This is a genomic window from Ancylobacter sp. SL191, from assembly GCF_026625645.1.
Lineage (GTDB): Bacteria > Pseudomonadota > Alphaproteobacteria > Rhizobiales > Xanthobacteraceae > Ancylobacter.
The window spans coordinates 911,639-928,748 of the sequence record NZ_CP113056.1 but is presented as its reverse complement, the minus strand read 5'-3'; the positions used below and the strand labels follow the sequence as shown (position 1 = coordinate 928,748).

Sequence of the window (17,110 nt, the reverse complement as noted above, 5' to 3'; positions counted from 1 at the left end):
GACATCGGCGACGAATTACCCCTTCCGCGCCGGCAATTCACATGCTACTCAGACTTATCTGTGAAATAGATAATTTCACGCACTAAGTTTGCATTATCCGGCCCGCGGGCCGGCATTGGGAGATCCGCCATGCGCCTGTCGCGCCGCCTTGTCCTCGCCGCCGCCCTGGCGCCGCTCGCCCTCGGCACCCTCGCGCCGGGCGCCGCCCGCGCCCAGCAGGCGCCGACCACCCTGCTCAACGCCTCCTACGACATCGCCCGCGAAGTGTTCGAGGCGATCAACAAGGAGTTCGTGCCGGCCTATAAGGCCAAGACCGGCACCGAGGTGAAGATCGACCAGAGCCATGCCGGCACCTCCAAGCAGGCCCGCTCGATCGTCGAGGGTCTGGAGGCCGACGTCGTGACCTTCAACCAGATCACCGACATCCAGTTCCTGGTCGACAAGGGCTTCGTCGCCAAGGACTGGCAGACCCGCCTGCCCAACGCCTCCTCGCCCTGGTACTCCTTCCCCGCCTTTCTGGTGCGCGCCGGAAACCCGAAGAACATCAAGAGCTGGGACGACCTCGTCCGCGACGATGTGAAGCTGGTCTTCCCCAACCCGAAGACCTCGGGCAATGGCCGCTACACCTATCTGGCCGCCTATGCCTATGCGCTGGAGAAGTTCAACGGCGACACCGCCAAGACCGACGCCTTCGTGAAGAAGTTCCTCTCCAACGTCGTGGTGTTCGACACGGGCGGGCGCGGCGCCACCACCTCCTTCGTCGAGCGCGAGCAGGGCGACGTGCTGCTGACCTTCGAGGCCGAGGTGATCAGCGCCAGGGACGCCTACAAGGACAAGAACTTCGTCGTCGTCGTGCCGCCGGTCAGCCTGCTCGCCGAGTTCCCGGTGTCGGTCGTCGACAAGGTGGTGGACAAGCGCGGCTCGCGCGCCCTCGCCACCGACTACCTGACCTTCCTCTATTCGCCCGAGGGCCAGACGGTCGCCGCCAAGGCCAATAACCGCGTGGTCGATGCCAAGGTCGCCGAGGCCTTCAAGGACAAGTTCGCCCCGGTCCGCCTCGTCAAGGTCGAGGACGTGTTCGGCGGCTGGGCCAATGTGCAGAAGACCCAGTTCGCCTCGGGCGGCAAGCTGGACGAGCTGTTCGTCGGCCAGTGACACGGCACGGGTGGGGCGTAAATACGCTCCTCCGCGCTGGACATGTCGCGCCTAATGCGGCAATGGCCGGGCTTGTCCCGGCCATAAGCCGTTCGGAAGACCGCCGTTCAGGAGACCGCCGTTGAACCGCGTCATACCGGGCTTCCCGCTCGCGCTCGGCATCACCCTGTTCTATCTCAGCCTGATCGTGCTGCTGCCGCTCGGCGCGCTGGTCTGGCAGGCGAGCGACGTGGGGTTCGACCGCTACCTCGCCATCATGAGCGGGGCGCGCACCTCGGCGGCCTTCCAGCTCACCCTTTACACCGCCGCGCTCGCCACCGTGTTCAACGCGATCTATGGCCTGGCGCTCGCCTGGGTGCTGGTGCGCTACGAGTTTCCCGGCCGGCGCCTGCTCGACGCGCTGGTCGATGTGCCCTTCGCCCTGCCGACCGCCGTGGCGGGCCTCGCGCTCTCGGCGCTGTTCGTCAGCAATGGCTGGTTCGGCGCGCCGCTCGCCGCGCTCGGCATCAAGGTCGCCTACACCCCGCTCGGCATCGCCGCCGCCATGGCCTTCACCTCCATCCCCTTCGTGGTGCGCACCGTCCAGCCGGTGCTGGAGGATCTCGCCGCCGATGTCGAGGAAGCCGCCGCGACGCTCGGCGCCTCGGATTGGCGCATCTTCGTGCGCATCATCTTCCCGGCGATCTTCCCCGCCTTCCTCACCGGCGCCTCGCTCGGCTTTGCCCGCTCGCTCGGCGAGTTCGGCGCCATCATCTTCATCGCCGGCAATCTGCCGCTGAAGACCGAGGTTGTCTCGCTGCTGACCTTCATCCGCATCGAGGAATATGACTACCCGGCCGCCGCCGCCATCGCCGCCACGCTGCTGGCGCTCGCCTTCACCCTGCTGTTCCTCGTCAACATGATCCAGCTCTGGCAGCAGCGCCGCATCGGGACGGGAGACTGAGCATGAGCACGTCGCGCCCCAAGGCCTCCCGCCCTTCCGGTCGCATCCGCGTCGGCGACGGCCCGCTCACCCGCCGCCTGCTCATCGGCGCGGTGCTGGCGGTGACCGCGCTGGTTCTGGTCGCCCCGCTCATCGCCATTTTCGCCGAGGCGTTCCGCCAGGGCGTTGGCGCCTATGCCGCCTCCTTCGCCGACCCGAGCACGCGCTACGCCATCTGGCTCACCGTGCTCACCGCGCTGATCGTGGTGCCGATCAATGTCGGCTTCGGCATCGCCGCCGCCTGGGCCATCGCCAAGTTCCATTTCCCCGGCCGCAACCTCCTGGTGGCGCTGGTGGAACTGCCCTTCTCCATCTCGCCGATCATCGCCGGCGTCGCCTATCTCTTCGTCTATGGCGCGCAGGGCCTCCTGGGCCCGTGGTTGGAGGCGCATGACATCAAGATCATGTTCGCCATTCCCGCCATCATCCTCGCCAGCCTTTTCGTCACCGCGCCCTTCGTGGCGCGCGAGCTAATCCCGCTGATGATTGCGCAGGGCTCGGAAGAGGAGGAGGCAGCGGTGACGCTCGGCGCCGGCGGCTGGCGCATCCTGCGGCAGGTGACGCTGCCCAATGTGCGCTTCGCCCTGCTCTATGGCGCGGCGCTGTGCAACGCGCGGGTGATGGGCGAGTTCGGCGCGGTCTCGGTGGTCTCCGGCAACATCCGTGGCCAGACCAACACGCTGCCGCTGCAGATCGAGCTGCTCTATCAGGACAACAGCGCCATCGCCGCCTTCGCCATCGCGACGATCCTCACCGCCGTGGCGCTGGTGACGCTGGTGGCCAAGGCGATCATCGAGCGTCTCGACGCCCGCCGCGCCGCGCTCACCGGCGCGCCCACGCCCAAGGTGGCGGCGAAGGCGGGGCATTAAGGGCGGGGCATCAAGGCCGCGCGGGCGCCTGCCATCCGCAGGCGCGCTCCCCGCAGACGTGATCCCGTCACACCGTCATGGCCGGGCTTGACCCGGCCATCCACGTCTTTCCGCGAACGCACCCGGTCAAAGTCATGGATCCCCGGATCAAGTCCGGGGATGACGTGGTTCTGGCGGAACCGCCGCCCCCGTTTCCCGGCCCAGCGGAGGCGTAGCCGAAGCGCCGAGCCGGGACCCAGCGCAGGACCCCGCCGAAGGCGTCTTTCGCCCTGCTTGGAAACGCTCCTATGCCGAATCGAAGACCGTGTTGCCGCTGCGCGGAGTTTCCCCTGGGTCCCGGCTCTGCGCCACGCTGCGCGTGGCTTGTCCGGGACACGGGTAAGGCGAGCGCGCCCTCACCCCTTCAGCGCCTTCCAGACCAGCTCGGCGGCGGCGAGATCCTCGATGGCGGTGCCGACCGATTTGAACAGGGTGATCTCCTCCGCCCCACCACGACGCGGCGCGGTGCCGGCGGCGAGCTCGAACAGGTCGCCCTGGATCCCCTCTGGCGTCAGCACGCCGCTCGCCAGCGGGATGACGATGTCGCCGGCTTCCTTGCCGGCCCCGGCGCGGGTGTCGACATAGACCCGCGCCCGGCGGATCGCCTCGTCATCGGCCTCGCGCATGGTCGGCGTGAAGCCGCCGACGAGATCGACATGCTGGCCGGGCCGGAGATAGCGCCCCTCGACCAGCGGCGCGGCGGAGAGCGTGGCCGAACTCACAATGTCGGCGTCCGCGATGGCCGTGCCGCGATCGGCCTCGGCGCGCGCGTCGAACCCCTCAGTGCGCAGCGTCTGCGCCAGCGCTTCGGCCCGCTCCAGCGTGCGGTTCCAGATCGTCACGGTGCGGATCGGCCGGACGCTCGCATGGGCGCGGGCGAGATAGGGCGCCAGCGCGCCGGCGCCGATGATGGTGAGCCGTGAGGCATCCTCCCGCGCGAGATAACGCGCGGCGAGCGCCGAGGCGGCGGCGGTGCGCCAGACGGTGAGCGTGCGCCCGTCCATCACCGCGCGCGGCTCGCCGGTGGCGGCGGAGTTCAGCACATAGAGCCCGATCACGCTGTCGAGCCCGCGCGCATTATTGCCGGGGAAGACCGAGACGAGCTTGGTGCCCATCACGTCGTCTTCCGTGCCGTCGGCGCTCCAGGCGGGCATCAGCAGCAGCGTGCCGTCGCCGCCGGGACGCTCGACATGGTGATGATGGCGCACCGGCGTGACGATGCGGCGCCGGAAGGCGGCGTCGAGCGCGTCGATCAGCGCAGGAAAGGTGAGGAGCCGGCCGATCTCCTCGGCCGACACAAGGCGCAGCCCCTCCATCGCGGCGCGCTCAGGCGGCGCTGCGGCGGTCGGTCAGCGCCGGGCTGGCGGAACCGGAGGCGAGAGCAAGGCCGGCCGGACGCGCGGGCGCGGCGTTGCGGGCGGCAAGGCTGGCGCGCAGATCCTCCGCCTGCTGGGTGGCGCGGCGCGCCTCGCGCCCGTTGCGGCGGGCGGCACGGCGGTAGCGGCCCTGGTTGAGCCACACGCTGACCCCGCCGATCACCACGCCGAGGATCAGCGCGGCGAAGACGACGAGAAAGAGCGGCGCTTCCACCGTCCAGGCGCCGCCGAACGGATCCACCACCAGCCCGATCTTCTGCCGGTTGGCCACGGCGAGCATGACCAGCGCCACGGAGAGCGGCAGGAGGATGACGACCATCAGGATACGGCGCAGCACGGGGGCACTCCGGGAAGGTTGCGACAGGGCGTGTTACTCGAGATCGACGCCATCATTGAGGCGTTCGCGCATCTCCTTGCCCGTCTTGAAATAGGGCACCGCCTTGCCGTCGACAGCCACATGCGCGCCGGTGCGCGGGTTGCGGCCGGTGCGCGCCGGGCGCGCCTTGACGGAAAAGGCGCCGAAACCGCGCAGCTCGACACGGTCGCCCCGCGCCAGCGCCGCGACGATCTCGTCGAGAATCGCGTTCACAATGTTCTCGACGTCACGCTGATAGAGATGCGGATTGGCTTCAGCAATCCGCTGTACGAGTTCGGACTTGATCATCGACGCCCCGGCCCCTTGTTGTTTTCGGCTCGTCGGAAATCCAAAAACATCATATTTTGGAAAATCTTGGCCCCGTCTAGCCGCCGTGAGGGTGCCAGAGGGCCAACAGACCGTCAAGGCGGGCCTGCGCGGCCGCCTCGCTTGCCGTGCGCAGCACCGTGGTCGCCAGTTCCTCAAGCCCGATCAGGGACATGGCGCCAACCACCATGCCCTTGAGCCAGCCGAACTCGTCGCCCGCGCGCTGGGTGCGCCAGGCGCGCACCGGCAGCTCCTTGGAGACGCCGCGCTCGCGGGCCAGCCAGTCGCGCGCGGTGCGCTCGTCGCCTACCTCGTCGATCAGCCGCAGCGGCAACGCCTGATGGCCGGTGAACACCCGTCCGTCGGAAGCCTGCGCCAGCCTGTCACCGGTGATGAGCCGGCGCTCGGCCACCAACTCCTTGAACCAGCTATACGAATCCTCGACCAGCGAGCGCACGGCGGCGCGCGCATCCTCGCTCGGCGGGTCGAACATGTTGGGCGCGGCCTTGAGCGGGCTCGACTTGATCTCCTCATAGGAGATGCCGACCGTCTTCATCAGCTCGGCGAAATTCGGGAACTGGAAAATGACGCCGATCGAGCCGACCAGCGCATTGCGCGGCGCGACGATGTGGTCGGCGCCCATGGCGGCGATATAGGCGCCGGAGGCCGCCATGCCATCCACCACCGCCACCACCGGCTTCTTCGCGGCAAGCCGCCGCAGCCCGTCATAGAGCGCGGCCGAGCCCACCACCGTGCCACCGGGGCTGTCGATGGAGAGGATCACCGCCCGCGCGCCGGACTTGCCGATCTCTTCGAGAATCTCCAGCCGCTCGCGCTCATTGCGAATGATGCCGCCAATGGTCACCCGCGCGATATGCGGCTGCGCGCGCGGCAGGAAATCGCCATCGCTCCACCAGGCGAACAGCGCCACGCCGCCGCCGAGCAGCAGCAGGAAGGCGAAGATGCGCCAGGTCAGCAGCTTGCGGCGCAGCCGGCGCCGGGCGAGCAGCTCGTCCACCTCGATCGCGCCATAAGCCATAGTGCCCGTCTCCGCCGGTCGATCCTCGGAAGCGACAGGGGTAAAGGCCGGCTTGCCCCCGCGCAAGGCGGCAAAAGTCGCGGGGGGTGACGCAGCGCGGGCGCGGCTCAGCCGGCGTGCTTGTCCAGAAACGCTTCGATCGGCAGCGCGCGGAAATCGTCCAGTGCCGCCCGCAGGCGGGCATGGTCCCAGTCCCACCAGCCGAGCGCCTGAAGTCGCGCGCCGATGGCGGGGGCAAAGCGCGCCCGCACGGGCTTTGCCGGCACGCCGGCAACGATGGTGTAGGGCGCGACATCCTTGGTCACCACCGCGCCCGCCGCCACCACCGCGCCATCGCCAATGCTACGGCCGGGCAGAATGATCGCGCCATGGCCGATCCACACATCATGGCCGATGGTGACGCCCTGCGCGCGGCGCCAGGCGAAGAACTCCGGCTCGTCGGCGGCGTCCTCGAAATAGGCCGAGGCTCGGTAGGTGAAATGCGACTGGCTCGCGCGCTCCATCGGGTGGTTGCCCGGATTGATCCGGGTCATGGCGGCGATGGAGGTGAACTTGCCGATGCGCGCATAGGCGATGTCGGCATCGTTCACGACATAGGAATAGTCGCCGAGCGCCACTTCCAGCAGCTTGGTGCGCGGGCCGACCTCGGTGTAGCGCCCGAGCGTCGAGCGGGTGACTTCCGCGGTGGGGTCGATGGACGGCGTGAGGCCGAGGCTCGCCATGGGTCAGCTCCCGAGCGGATAGCGGGCGATGAGGCGGAAGGCTCCGGTCTCCTGCCGGTACAGCGCGATTTCCGGGACGATCAGCGGCCCGTCGCTCCCCGAGGCGGCGAACACCTCCTCCAGCTCGGCCAGCGCCAGCGCCCGCTCGTCATCCTCCAGCGGGCCGGTGAGGGTCATGTGGAAGCGGAAATCTTCGAGCACATAGGGGTAGCCCCAGCGATCCAGATGGTCGCGCTGGCGCGGGGTGAGCGGGGCACGCAGCCGCTTTTCCCGCTCGGCCTCGTTCATCGGCGCGCGGAACGCGTCGAAGGCGGCAACCGCGCCGGCGGCCAGCCGGTCGAGCGCCGCGCAGTTCGAGGCGAGCTTGAGCGCGATGAAGCGGCTGATGGCGGAAACGCTCACCCCGGCGCAGGCAAAGCGCGTGCGCTCCCCCGCAAAGCGCGCGCAGGCCGCGCGAAGCTCGTCTTCGGTGCGGCCTTGCGCGAGGCGGAACGGCGCCTTCAGCGTGCCGTGGAAGCCATAGCGACGCGGCTCGCTGGTGATGTTGCGCCAGCGCGCGGCCTCAAAACGGCGCAGCGGCGGGGCAGGCACATCCTGCCCGCTCTCCGCGTCATAGCCGATCACGGCGGAGCCAAAGCGCCAGAGCGGCGAGGCCGCCGGCGGGGCGAAATAGACGGCGTAGCGGGCGGTGCTCATGCGCGTCAGAACACCCGCCGCCCGGCGCTGAACACCTCGCCGACCACCGGCGTCTCCTCGGCCATGCGGAAGCGCACGAGATCGGCGCGCAGGCCAGGGGCCAGACGGCCGCGATCCTCCAGCCGGGCGAGGCGGGCGGGTGCGGCGGTCACCAGCGCGAGCGCCGCCGGAACGGTGAGGCCGACCGTGCGGGTCAGCGCCATCGCCGCCTGCAACAGGCTCGCCGGCACATAATCGGAGGCGAGCGCGTCGAGCAGCCCTTCCGCGGCGAGGTCGCGCATCGACACGCCGCCGGAATGCGAGCCGCCGCGCACCACATTCGGCGCCCCGCCAATGGTGGCGAGACCGCCCGCATGCGCCGCGCGGGCAGCTTCCAGCGTGGTCGGGAATTCGGAGATGGTGCAGCCCGCCGCCAGCGCCTCGTCGACATGGGCCGGGGTGGTGTCGTCATGGCTGGAGAGCACGATGCCGGAGGCGGAAAACAGCGCGACCATGCGGTCATAATTGCCGGCCACCGCGCCGCGCGCCCGCTCGATCCGATCCGCCACCTCGCGGTCGAGATCGGCGCCGCCCTTGCCGATGCCGGAGAGATAGACCTTGAGATGCTCGACATTGCGCCATTGCCGCGTGCCGGGCGTGTGGTCCATCAGCGAGGCCAGCGCCAGCGTCGGGCGCCCGAGCGCGGCGTCGACCAGTTCCGGCAGGCCGTGATCGGTCAGCTCGCAGCGCAGATGGATGCGGTGATCGACGCGGAACAGGCCGCGCGCGGTCCCCTCATCCACGGCGTCCAGCATCACCTCATAAAGCGCGCGCCGGTCGGCCTTGGCTTGGTCGAAGCCACCGGCGCAGATCGCGTCGAACACGGTGGTGACGCCGGAGCCGGCCATCTGCGCGTCATGCGCCAGCGCCGCGGCGCGCTGATCCGGCCAGAACACCTTGGGGCGCGGCACGAAATGGCCTTCCAGCGCGTCGGTGTGCAGGTCAATGAGGCCGGGCGCGAGATAGTCGCCGCCGCAATCCACCGCGCCGGGAAGGCGCGAGGGGCCGTCGTCGATGGCGCGGATCATGCCGTCGGCGATCACCAGCGTGCCGTCGACCAGCCGGTCTTCCAGCACGAGCCGGGCATGGGTCAGGACGGTCTCAGCCATGACAGGTGCTCGCCGGTGCCGTGGATGCGGGCCGTCCCGGAAAGGGGGCCCGGCAGGGAGGAGATCGAAAGGCGCGTTCCATCGCCCGCCTCTCGCATGTTGGTGTGACGGTTCCATGAAGAGCGGGGCGGGGCAAGGGCGGTCGCGTTGGGTAAGGGATGCGCCGCCTCCCCGCCCGCCGTCATGGCCGGGCTTGACCCGGCCATCCACGACTTGCGCCGGGTGCGCCGATGACAAGTCGTGGATCCCCGGGCCAAGCCCGGGGATGACGGTACAAGGGAGGGGTGGCGTCATCCCGGACGGCCGGAGGCCGATCGGCTCAGCCGTCGCGGGGCCGGGGAGCGTCGCCCCCTCAGCCGACGCTGAGTTCCACCGGGATGTTGCCGCGCGTGGCCTTGGAGTAGGGGCACATCTGGTGCGCGGCTTCCAGCACCTCGCGGGTCTCCTCGGGCGAGAGCGCGGGGGCCTTGAGCGAGAGCTTGGCGGCGAGGCTGTAGCCGTCATCGCCCTTCACCAGCGACACCGCGACGGTGACGGCGGCGCCGGTCACGTCGAGCTTCTTCTGGTGGCCGACCGCCTCGACCGCCGAGCCGAAGCAGGCGGCGTAGCCGGTGGCGAAGAGGTGCTCGGGCGTCGTCTTGCCGGCTTCCAGCGTGCCGCCCTTGGGCATGCCGAGATCGACCGAGACAGAGCCGTCGCTGGTCTGCGAGTGGCCGTTGCGCCCGCCAATGGCGGTGGCGGTGCCGGTGAACAGGACGGTGCCGGACATGGTGTTCCTCCTCGAATGCCGTTGCTGCGCCCAGCCTAGGACGCCCGTGTTGAAATGGTGCGACAGCGCCAGGTGGCAAGCCGTGGGCAAGCTTGGCGGGCACGCTCGTTGCGCCGACGCACGGCGCCGGATTGTTCGTCCTTTGTTCCTTTTCGCTTGCCCGCGGGCGGCACAGGGCTTACCTGTCGAGGCGACCCCTCGCGTGAGCCGCCACCGGAACGCCCGCCATGCCGATCGCCATCTTGAAGGAGCGCGCCGTCGCCCGCATCGCCGGGGCCGACGCCGCGCATTTCCTCGACAACCTGCTGACCTCCCGCACGCCCGAGGCGCCGGGCGCGGCGCGCTATGCGGCGCTGTTGACGCCGCAGGGCAAGATCGTCGCCGACATGATCGTGCTGGCGACCGAGGGTGGTTTCCGGCTCGACGTGCCCCGCGCGGTTCTGCCGGACCTGCTGAAGCGGCTCCAGCTCTACCGGCTGCGCGCCAAGGTGGAGATCGGCGCGCTGGACGATTTGGCCGTCGCGGTGGCGTGGGGCGGGGCGACGCCGCTGGTCGACGCGCTCGCCTATGACGATCCGCGCCTGCCCGCGCTCGGCCGGCGCTTCCTGTTGCCGGCCGCCGAGGCGGCGCAGATCCAGATGGTGCCGGAGGAAAACTGGCAGGCCCACCGCATCGGCCTCGGCGTGCCGGAGGGCGGGCGCGATTTCCTCTATGGCGACGCCTTTCCGCATGAGGCGGACATGGACCAGCTCGGCGGCATCGACTTCGACAAGGGCTGCTATGTCGGGCAGGAGATCGTCAGCCGCATGCAGCATCGCGGCACGGCGCGCACCCGCATCATCCCCGTCGCCTTGTGTGGCGCACCCCCCGCCGAGGGCACGCCGATCCTCGCCGGGGGCAAGACCATCGGCCGGCTCGGCTCCGGGGTCGAGGGGCGCGCGCTCGCCCTTGTCCGGCTCGACCGGCTGGAGGAAGCCCGCGCCGCCGGGCAGGTGGTGGAGGCCGATGGTGCCGCGCTGGTGCCGGAGCGGCCGGGCTGGGTGCGCTTCGCCATTCCCGGCACGGAGGATGCGGCGTGAGGGTGCATCACCATCCCGACGGCGTGACACGCTGCGCCTGGTGCGGCACCGATCCGCTCTACATGGCCTATCACGACACCGAATGGGGCGTGCCGGAATATGACGACCGCGCTTTGTTCGAGAAGCTGATCCTCGACGGCTTCCAGGCCGGCCTCGCCTGGATCACCATTCTGCGCAAGCGCGAGGGGTTCCGCGCGGCGTTTGACGGGTTCAATCCCGAGATTATAGCCGGCTACGGACCCGACAAGGTCGAGGCGCTGATGCAGGATGCCGGCATCGTGCGCAACCGCTCCAAGATCGTCTCCACCATCCGCTCGGCGCAGGTCTGGCTGGACATTCAGGAACGCGGGCCGGGTTTTTCCGCCCTGCTCTGGGGCATTAACGGCCCCGTCCTCGACAATGCGCGCCAGCCGGACGACCCGCCGCTCGTGACCTCGCCGGTGGCGCAGGCGATGTCGAAGGAGCTGAAAGCGCGCGGCTTCAATTTCGTCGGGCCGACCATCGTCTACGCCTTCATGCAGGCGGTCGGCATGGTCGATGACCACACGGTGACCTGCCACCGCCATGGCGCGCGGTCCTGAGGGGCATTGATGACGTCCCCCGGTACACCCGCCAAACCACCGCGCTCAAAGCCCCCCCGCGTCTGGCAGCGCATGCTGTCCGGCCGCCGGCTCGATCTGCTCGATCCCTCGCCGCTCGACATCGAGATCGCCGACATCGCCCATGGCCTTGCCCGCGTCGCCCGCTGGAACGGGCAGACCTCGGGCGCGCACATCTTCTCCGTGGCGCAGCATTCCGTGCTGGTCGAGCTGATCGCCCGCCGGCAGGCCAGCGCGCGCGGGGTGAGCCTCGCCCCGCGCTGGCGGCTCGCGACGCTTTTGCACGACGCGCCGGAATATGTGGTCGGCGACATGATCAGCCCGTTCAAGGCGGTGCTGGGCGGCGACTACAAGGAAGTGGAGGCGCGCCTGCTCGCCGCCGTCAGCCTGCGCTTCGGCCTGCCCGCGCGCTGGCCGGCGGCGCTGGTCAAGCGGGTGAAGGATGCCGACCGCGCCAGCGCCTTTCTCGAAGCCACCCGCCTCGCCGGCTTCGCGGTGAGCGAAGCGCGCAGCTTCTTCGGCGCGCCCTGCCCGCTCGACCCGGCGACGGAGAGGGATTATCTCACCCCCTGGAGCGCCGGCGAGGCGAGCGCGCGCTTCCTCGCCCGCTTCCATGAGCTGGAGGGCGAGGCCGGCGCCTGTCCGCCCACCCTCGCCGCGCCTGACCTTCGGAGCCCGCTATGATTCATGTCTGCCCGCTCTCGCGCCTCAGTGAGACCGTCGAGCGCACCGGCGCCGAGCATGTGCTGAGCGTCATCAATGTCGCCACGCCCGTCGCCCTTCCGGCGCGCGTGCTGGCCGACAATCATCTTTTCATCGGCTTCAACGACATCCTCGCCCCCCAGGAGGGGCTGATCCACCCCTCCGAGGCGCATGTCGACGCCATTCTCGGCTTCGCCCGCCGCTGGCCGCGCCGCGCGCCGCTGGTGGTGCATTGCTATCTCGGTGTCAGCCGCTCGACCGCCTCGGCCTATATCGCCGCCTGCGCGCTGGCGCCCGAGCGCGACGAGGTGGAGATCGCCCGCGAACTGCGCGCCGCCTCGCCCATCGCCACGCCGAACGCGCTGCTGGTGTCGCTCGCCGACGCCGCGCTCGGAAGGCAGGGCCGCATGAGCGCTGCCATCGCCGCCATCGGTCGCGGCCGGGAGGCGATGGAGAACGAGCCGTTTGAGCTGCGGCTGGGGTAGGCACGCCTCTGCGGCGCACGATCCCGGATCGGCCTTCGGCCGTCCGGGATGACGTTCTCGCCTATCGCCGCCGTCATCCCGGCCGAGCGAAGCGAGAGCCGGGATCGCTCCCCGCGCTGTATGGCGCCATGCCGTTGCTTGCTGTCATCCCCGAGCTTGACCCGGGGATCCACGTCTTTGACCGGGCACGATCCCGGATCGGCCTGCGGCCGTCCGGGATGACGTGTATGCCGGCGCTTGTCCCTCAGCTCATCGCCCCGCCGGTCGCCGGCAGTACCACCACGCGCGAGCCGGTGGGCACGCGGCGGTACAGGTCGATGATGTCCTGGTTGATGAAGCGGATGCAGCCGGAGGACACCATGGTGCCGATGGTCAGCGGCTCGGTCGTGCCGTGCAGGCGGTAATAGGTGTCGCGCCCGTTCTTGTAGAGATAGAGCGCGCGCGGCCCCAGCGGGTTGTCCGGTCCGCCCGCCAGGCCGCCGGCATAGGGGCCGTAGCGCTCCGGCTCGCGGGCGATCATGTCGGGGGTGGGCGTCCAGCGCGGCCATTCGGCCTTGCGGGCGATAATGCCCTCGCCGCGGAAATTGAAGCCTTCCTGCCGGCCGACACCGACGCCGTAGCGCAGCGCCCGGCCATTGGCCATGACGAGATAGGCGAAGCGCTCATTGGGATCGACCACAATCGTGCCTGGCTGGTAGGGCGAGCTGTAGGCCACTTCCTGGCGCAGGAAGCGCGGGTCGATCTGGCTGATGTCGACCGCCGGGATCGGGAACGGCTCGTCGGTGACCGCCCCGTACATCCGCACATATTGCGGGTCGAGCGCGGGCGGCAGCATCTGGCTGACACGCGGGCTTCCCGTCGTGGTGCAGCCGGCGAGGGCGACAGGGGCGGCAAGCAGAAACAGACGACGATCGATGAGCATGGGGGAACGCAACCGGGAATGGGACAGCAGGTCTCCCCTATACTCCCGGCCCGTTGCTTTGCTCCTAATCCGGGCTTCACGGTGGCGTTATGCGCCGGATTCCCCGCCCCCCTGTGGCGGCAACGCCGCACTTGGCGGGCCATTCTGGCGGGTGTCGGACCAGGGACGGTAGGCTGATCCCGTCGCGGCCCGTGCGACCCTCGCCCCGGCGAACCGGTTGCGCGTCCGCCGGGCCGTGAGGCCCCTATATCCCCGCCGCGCCGCCATCGGCGCGCGGGTCATGCGTGCCCTCTACGCCGCCCTTGGTCGGGTGGATGACCACGGCGCCGGCATGGCCAAAGCTGTCGACCTCGGCGGCGCCGAGCATCTCCACCTCGTGGCCGGCACGTTCCAGCCGTTCGGCGAGGGCGCCGTCGAAGCCATCTTCGAGCTTCAGCGTGGTGGAGGGCGAACCCCAGGTACGCCCGAGCAGCCAGCGCGGGCGGGCCACCGCGTCGCCGAGCGGCACGCCGTGGAGGGCGTAGCGGCTCATCACCGCCGCATTGGTCTGCGGCTGGCCTTCCCCACCCATGCAGCCAAAGGCGACGAGCCGGCCATCGGCCAGCTCGGCCATGCCGGGGTTGAGCGTGTGGAAGGGGCGCCGGCCCGGCTCCAGCGGGTTCAACGCCTTGGGGTCGAGCGAGAAGCTGGTGCCGCGATTCTGCATGAGCACGCCGGTGCCCGGCAGAACGAGGCCGGAGCCGAACTCCCAGTAGATCGACTGGATGTAGGAGACGAGCGTGCCGTGCCGGTCGGCGGCGCCGAGCCAGATCGTGTCGCCGGGCGCCGCCTTGTGCGGCCAGGGCAGAGCGCGGCCCATGTCGATGGCGGCGACCTCGCGCTCCAGAGCGAGAGTGGTGAGGAACTCCGCCGGCTCCTCCTTCACCCGGTTGAAATCCGTCACCACGCGGTCGCGGATGAGGAAGGCGCGCTTGGTCGCCTCGATCAGCCCGTGGATATGGGCGAAGCTCTCCGGCTCGGTCACGCCGAGCTTGGCGAACAAAGCGAGGATCATCAGCGTCGCCAGCCCCTGCGTCGGCGGCGGCGAGCCCCAGAGCCGCAGCGTGGGCAGGGTGACGGTGAGCGGCGGGCGGCGCACCGCCTCATAGCCATCGAGATCCGCGCGCGTCACCGGGCTGCCGGCGTGGTCGAGATCGGCCGCCAGCTCGCGGGCGACGTCGCCGCGGTAGAAATCGCCGAGCCCCGCCCGGCCGAGCTGCTCCAGCGTGTCGGCGAGGCGCGTCTGGCGCAGCAGGGCGCCGATGGCGGGCGCCTCGCCCTTCTCATCGAGGAAGGTGGCGGCAAAGCCCGGCACGGGAGCGAGCTCGGCCTTTTTCTGCGCGGTGTGCCGGTGCTGCGAGGCGGAGACCGGCGCGCCGGCGCGGGCATGGGCGATGGCGGCTTCCAGCAGGCGGCGCACCGGCATCTTGCCGCCCAGCGCGGTGGCGATCTCGCCGGCGAGCTTCCAGCCGCCGACCTGGCCGGGCACGGTGAGGGCGGCCAGCGCCCCGCGCGTCGGCAGCTCGTCATAGCCGCGCTCGCGGTAGAAGGCCGGGGTCGCCTTCGCCCCCGCCGGGCCGGCCGCCTCGATATAGGCGACGCGGCCCTTGGCGTCGCGGATCAGCCAGAAGCCGTCGCCGCCGAGATGGTTCATATGCGGGTAGACCACCGCGATGGCGGCGGCGGCAGCGAGCGCGGCCTCGATGGCGTTGCCGCCCTCTTCCAGCACCGCGCGGCCGGCCTCGGTGGCCAGATGATGCGGGCTTGCCACCATGCCGGCGCCCGCGCGCACGCTCTCATGAACGGAACCGTGACCCATGGCGTCGTCCCCCGCGGCAGGCCCCGCTTGACCCGCGCGCCGTGGCATAGCAGTTTGCCGACCGCCGAATAAGACGGAACATGATGATGAGCACGGGCCGACGCATCCGCTGGGACAATGTGAGCACGGTGCTGAGCGCCGCGATCCTTCTCGGCGCCGAACTCATCGGCGCGGGCCTCGCCGCCGGCTGGGCCATCGCCGCCCTGTTCAATGCGAGCTGGATGGTGGAGCTGGCCTTCGAGGGCGCCTTCGCGCTGCTGGCGCTGTACGGCATCTATCGCTTCGTGGTGAAGGCCAAGTCGGTCGAGCCCTTCGTCGAGGGCTGACGGCAGTCTGGCCGACCGCCCCTAAAAGAATGGCCGGGTTTCCCCGGCCATTTGTTTCTTCGATCAGCGCACCAGCACGTTGCGGAACTGCCAGGGATCGCTCTCGTCGATATCCTCCGGGAACAGGCCGGGGCGGCCGACCAGCGGGTTCCAGTCGGTGTAATAGCCCTTCACTGTGCCGAGATAGGGCTTCTGGATTTCCAGGCAGCGCCGGTAGTCCATCTCGTCGGTCTCGACGATGCCGGCCTCCGGGTTCTCCAGCGCCCACACCATCCCCGCCAGCACCGACGAGGTCACCTGAAGCCCGGTCGCGGTCTGGTAGGGCGCCAGCGCGCGGGCTTCCTCGATGGTGAGCTGCGAGCCGTACCAATAGGCGTTCCTGGCGTGGCCATAGAGCAGCACGCCGAGCTCGTCGCGCCCGTCGACGATCTCGTGCTCGGTCAGGATCGACCACTCGCCGGAGAACTTGCCCTCATTGCCGAACATCTCGTGCCAGGACAGCAGGGCGTCGTTGCAGGGGTGGTAGGCGTAGTGGCAGGTCGGCCGGTAGGCGACCTGCGCGCCGTTGCGCACGGTGAAGTAGTCGGCGATCGAGATCGACTCGTTATGCGTGACGAGGAAGCCGTGCTGCGCCCCGAGGCTCGGGCACCAGGTGCGCACCTTGGTCGCCGCGCCCGGCTGCATCAGATAGATCGCCGCGCCGGAGCCGAAATTATGGGTGAAGCCGTTCGGCGGCATCCAGCCTTCATGGGTGCCCCAGCCGAGTTCGGCCGGCTGCAGCCCTTCGGAGATGAATCCCTCGACCGACCAGGTGTTGACGAAGGTGCCGAAATCGCGCGGATCGCGCGCGCGCTGGGTGTCGCGCTCGGCGATGTGGATGCCCTTGACGCCGGCGCGGTGCATCAGCGCCGCCCAGCCCTCGCGCGTGGTCGGCTCCTCGAAATCGAGCCCGGTCTCGGTGGCGACGTCGACCAGCGCCTGCTTGACGAACCAGGACACCATGCCGGGATTGGCGCCGCAGCAGGAAACCGCGGTCGGCCCGCCCGGATTGGCGCGCTTGGCCTTGAGCATGGATTCGCGCAGCGCATAGTTCGAGCGGCTGGCGGGGGTGGCGTCCTTGTCGAAATAGAAGCCGAGCCAGGGCTCGACCACCGTGTCGAGATAGAGCGCGCCACATTCGCGGGCGAAATTCATCAGGTCGACCGAGCCGGTATCGACCGACAGGTTGATGACGAAGCCGCGCCCGCCGGCGGTCAGCAGGGGACCGAGCACCTCGCGGTAGTTTTCACGGGTGATGGCGAGCTGCAGGAAGCGGATGCCGCGCTCATCGAGCAGGTTGCGATGATCGTCCACCGGGTCGATGACGGTGAGGCATTCCTTGTCGAAATCGAAATGCCGCTCCAGCAGCGGCAGCGTGCCTCGGCCGATCGAGCCGAAGCCGATCATCACGATGGGACCATCGATTTTTCCATAGACCGGCCATACCGACATTCTCGGGGGGACTCCTTTGGTTTCAACGGGTCAAAAGTGCGGGCGCACCATGGGGACCGCAGCCTGCCGCGTCAATGGTGACGCCCGCGTGACGGGGCGGTTGGGAGGGGAGACTCCCTCTCCCCGTCGGGGAGAGGGCTGGGGTGAGGGGGCGCGACCCGTCGGGCCAAG

General features: G+C 69.7%; 19 protein-coding genes. 8 read left to right on the top strand and 11 right to left on the bottom strand.

Annotation, left to right across the window (positions count from 1 at the left end; all coding sequences use genetic code 11):
- The first annotated feature begins 129 nt into the window (after positions 1–129).
- The 3 genes from cysP (at position 130) to cysW (ending at position 3,006) form a co-directional block, all read left to right on the top strand.
- Entirely contained in the window at positions 130–1,155 is a 1,026-nt protein-coding gene (gene cysP, locus OU996_RS04170; protein WP_267584396.1) for a thiosulfate ABC transporter substrate-binding protein CysP, read from the top strand.
- A 121-nt stretch (positions 1,156–1,276) separates the two neighbouring features.
- Complete coding sequence (gene cysT, locus OU996_RS04165; RefSeq protein ID WP_267584395.1) at positions 1,277–2,098, top strand: sulfate ABC transporter permease subunit CysT; 822 nt, start codon at positions 1,277–1,279, stop codon at positions 2,096–2,098.
- Positions 2,099–2,100: 2 nt separating this feature from the next.
- Entirely contained in the window at positions 2,101–3,006 is a 906-nt protein-coding gene (cysW, locus tag OU996_RS04160) for a sulfate ABC transporter permease subunit CysW (RefSeq protein WP_267584394.1), read from the top strand.
- A 395-nt stretch (positions 3,007–3,401) separates the two neighbouring features.
- Here cysW and OU996_RS04155 read toward each other — a convergent pair whose 3' ends face one another.
- The 8 genes from OU996_RS04155 to OU996_RS04120 form a co-directional block, all read right to left on the bottom strand.
- Positions 3,402–4,361 (bottom strand): ornithine cyclodeaminase family protein, encoded by a 960-nt coding sequence (locus OU996_RS04155; RefSeq protein WP_267584393.1) that lies wholly within the window; start codon positions 4,359–4,361, stop codon positions 3,402–3,404.
- Between the two features lie 10 nt (positions 4,362–4,371).
- Positions 4,372–4,758 (bottom strand): LapA family protein, encoded by a 387-nt coding sequence (locus tag OU996_RS04150; protein ID WP_267584392.1) that lies wholly within the window; start codon positions 4,756–4,758, stop codon positions 4,372–4,374.
- Positions 4,759–4,791: 33 nt separating this feature from the next.
- Positions 4,792–5,085 carry an integration host factor subunit beta gene (ihfB, locus tag OU996_RS04145; protein ID WP_183188827.1) on the bottom strand — a complete coding sequence of 98 codons (294 nt, stop codon included), beginning with the start codon at positions 5,083–5,085 and terminating at the stop codon, positions 4,792–4,794.
- A gap of 76 nt (positions 5,086–5,161) precedes the next feature.
- Positions 5,162–6,142 (bottom strand): signal peptide peptidase SppA, encoded by a 981-nt coding sequence (sppA, locus tag OU996_RS04140; protein ID WP_267584391.1) that lies wholly within the window; start codon positions 6,140–6,142, stop codon positions 5,162–5,164.
- 107 nt (positions 6,143–6,249) lie between these two features.
- A complete protein-coding gene (locus tag OU996_RS04135) occupies positions 6,250–6,864 on the bottom strand; it encodes a DapH/DapD/GlmU-related protein (protein ID WP_267584390.1) in 615 nt (204 codons plus the stop codon).
- Positions 6,865–6,867: 3 nt separating this feature from the next.
- Positions 6,868–7,560, bottom strand: a complete 693-nt coding sequence (locus OU996_RS04130; RefSeq protein WP_267584389.1) for a DUF1045 domain-containing protein — start codon at positions 7,558–7,560, stop codon at positions 6,868–6,870.
- Between the two features lie 5 nt (positions 7,561–7,565).
- Positions 7,566–8,708, bottom strand: coding sequence for an alpha-D-ribose 1-methylphosphonate 5-triphosphate diphosphatase (locus OU996_RS04125; RefSeq protein ID WP_267584388.1), 1,143 nt, complete (start codon positions 8,706–8,708; stop codon positions 7,566–7,568).
- 352 nt (positions 8,709–9,060) lie between these two features.
- Positions 9,061–9,477, bottom strand: coding sequence for an Ohr family peroxiredoxin (locus OU996_RS04120; RefSeq protein ID WP_267584387.1), 417 nt, complete (start codon positions 9,475–9,477; stop codon positions 9,061–9,063).
- 227 nt (positions 9,478–9,704) lie between these two features.
- Here OU996_RS04120 and OU996_RS04115 point away from each other — a divergent pair, with 227 nt between their 5' ends.
- Genes OU996_RS04115 through OU996_RS04100 form a run of 4 tightly spaced genes read left to right on the top strand, consistent with a single transcriptional unit; the run spans position 9,705 to position 12,342 of the window.
- Positions 9,705–10,556, top strand: a complete 852-nt coding sequence (locus tag OU996_RS04115; protein ID WP_267584386.1) for a YgfZ/GcvT domain-containing protein — start codon at positions 9,705–9,707, stop codon at positions 10,554–10,556.
- On the top strand, positions 10,553–11,137 hold the full coding sequence (locus OU996_RS04110) for a DNA-3-methyladenine glycosylase I (protein ID WP_267584385.1): 585 nt from the start codon (positions 10,553–10,555) through the stop codon (positions 11,135–11,137). The genes OU996_RS04115 and OU996_RS04110 overlap by 4 nt, the downstream gene beginning before the upstream one ends.
- Before the next feature lie 9 nt (positions 11,138–11,146).
- A complete protein-coding gene (locus tag OU996_RS04105; RefSeq protein WP_267584384.1) occupies positions 11,147–11,839 on the top strand; it encodes an HD family hydrolase in 693 nt (230 codons plus the stop codon).
- Entirely contained in the window at positions 11,836–12,342 is a 507-nt protein-coding gene (locus OU996_RS04100) for a tyrosine phosphatase family protein (RefSeq protein WP_267584383.1), read from the top strand. Before OU996_RS04105 ends, OU996_RS04100 begins: the two co-directional genes overlap by 4 nt.
- 244 nt (positions 12,343–12,586) lie before the next feature.
- Here the strand turns inward: OU996_RS04100 and OU996_RS04095 are convergent, their stop codons facing one another.
- Together OU996_RS04095 and OU996_RS04090 are read right to left on the bottom strand one after the other, a co-directional pair.
- Positions 12,587–13,264: a L,D-transpeptidase gene (locus OU996_RS04095; protein WP_267584382.1), complete on the bottom strand. Its 678-nt coding sequence runs from the start codon at positions 13,262–13,264 to the stop codon at positions 12,587–12,589.
- Positions 13,265–13,508: 244 nt separating this feature from the next.
- The gene (locus OU996_RS04090; RefSeq protein WP_267584381.1) at positions 13,509–15,122 is read right to left on the bottom strand and encodes a gamma-glutamyltransferase family protein; all 1,614 of its coding nucleotides are present in this window, start codon (positions 15,120–15,122) and stop codon (positions 13,509–13,511) included.
- Between the two features lie 80 nt (positions 15,123–15,202).
- On the opposite strand from OU996_RS04090, the gene OU996_RS04085 reads away from it, so the two are divergent.
- Positions 15,203–15,448 carry a hypothetical protein gene (locus OU996_RS04085; protein WP_420712692.1) on the top strand — a complete coding sequence of 82 codons (246 nt, stop codon included), beginning with the start codon at positions 15,203–15,205 and terminating at the stop codon, positions 15,446–15,448.
- Between the two features lie 63 nt (positions 15,449–15,511).
- Here OU996_RS04085 and OU996_RS04080 read toward each other — a convergent pair whose 3' ends face one another.
- Positions 15,512–16,939: a homospermidine synthase gene (locus tag OU996_RS04080; RefSeq protein WP_267584380.1), complete on the bottom strand. Its 1,428-nt coding sequence runs from the start codon at positions 16,937–16,939 to the stop codon at positions 15,512–15,514.
- Positions 16,940–17,110: the final 171 nt, after the last annotated feature.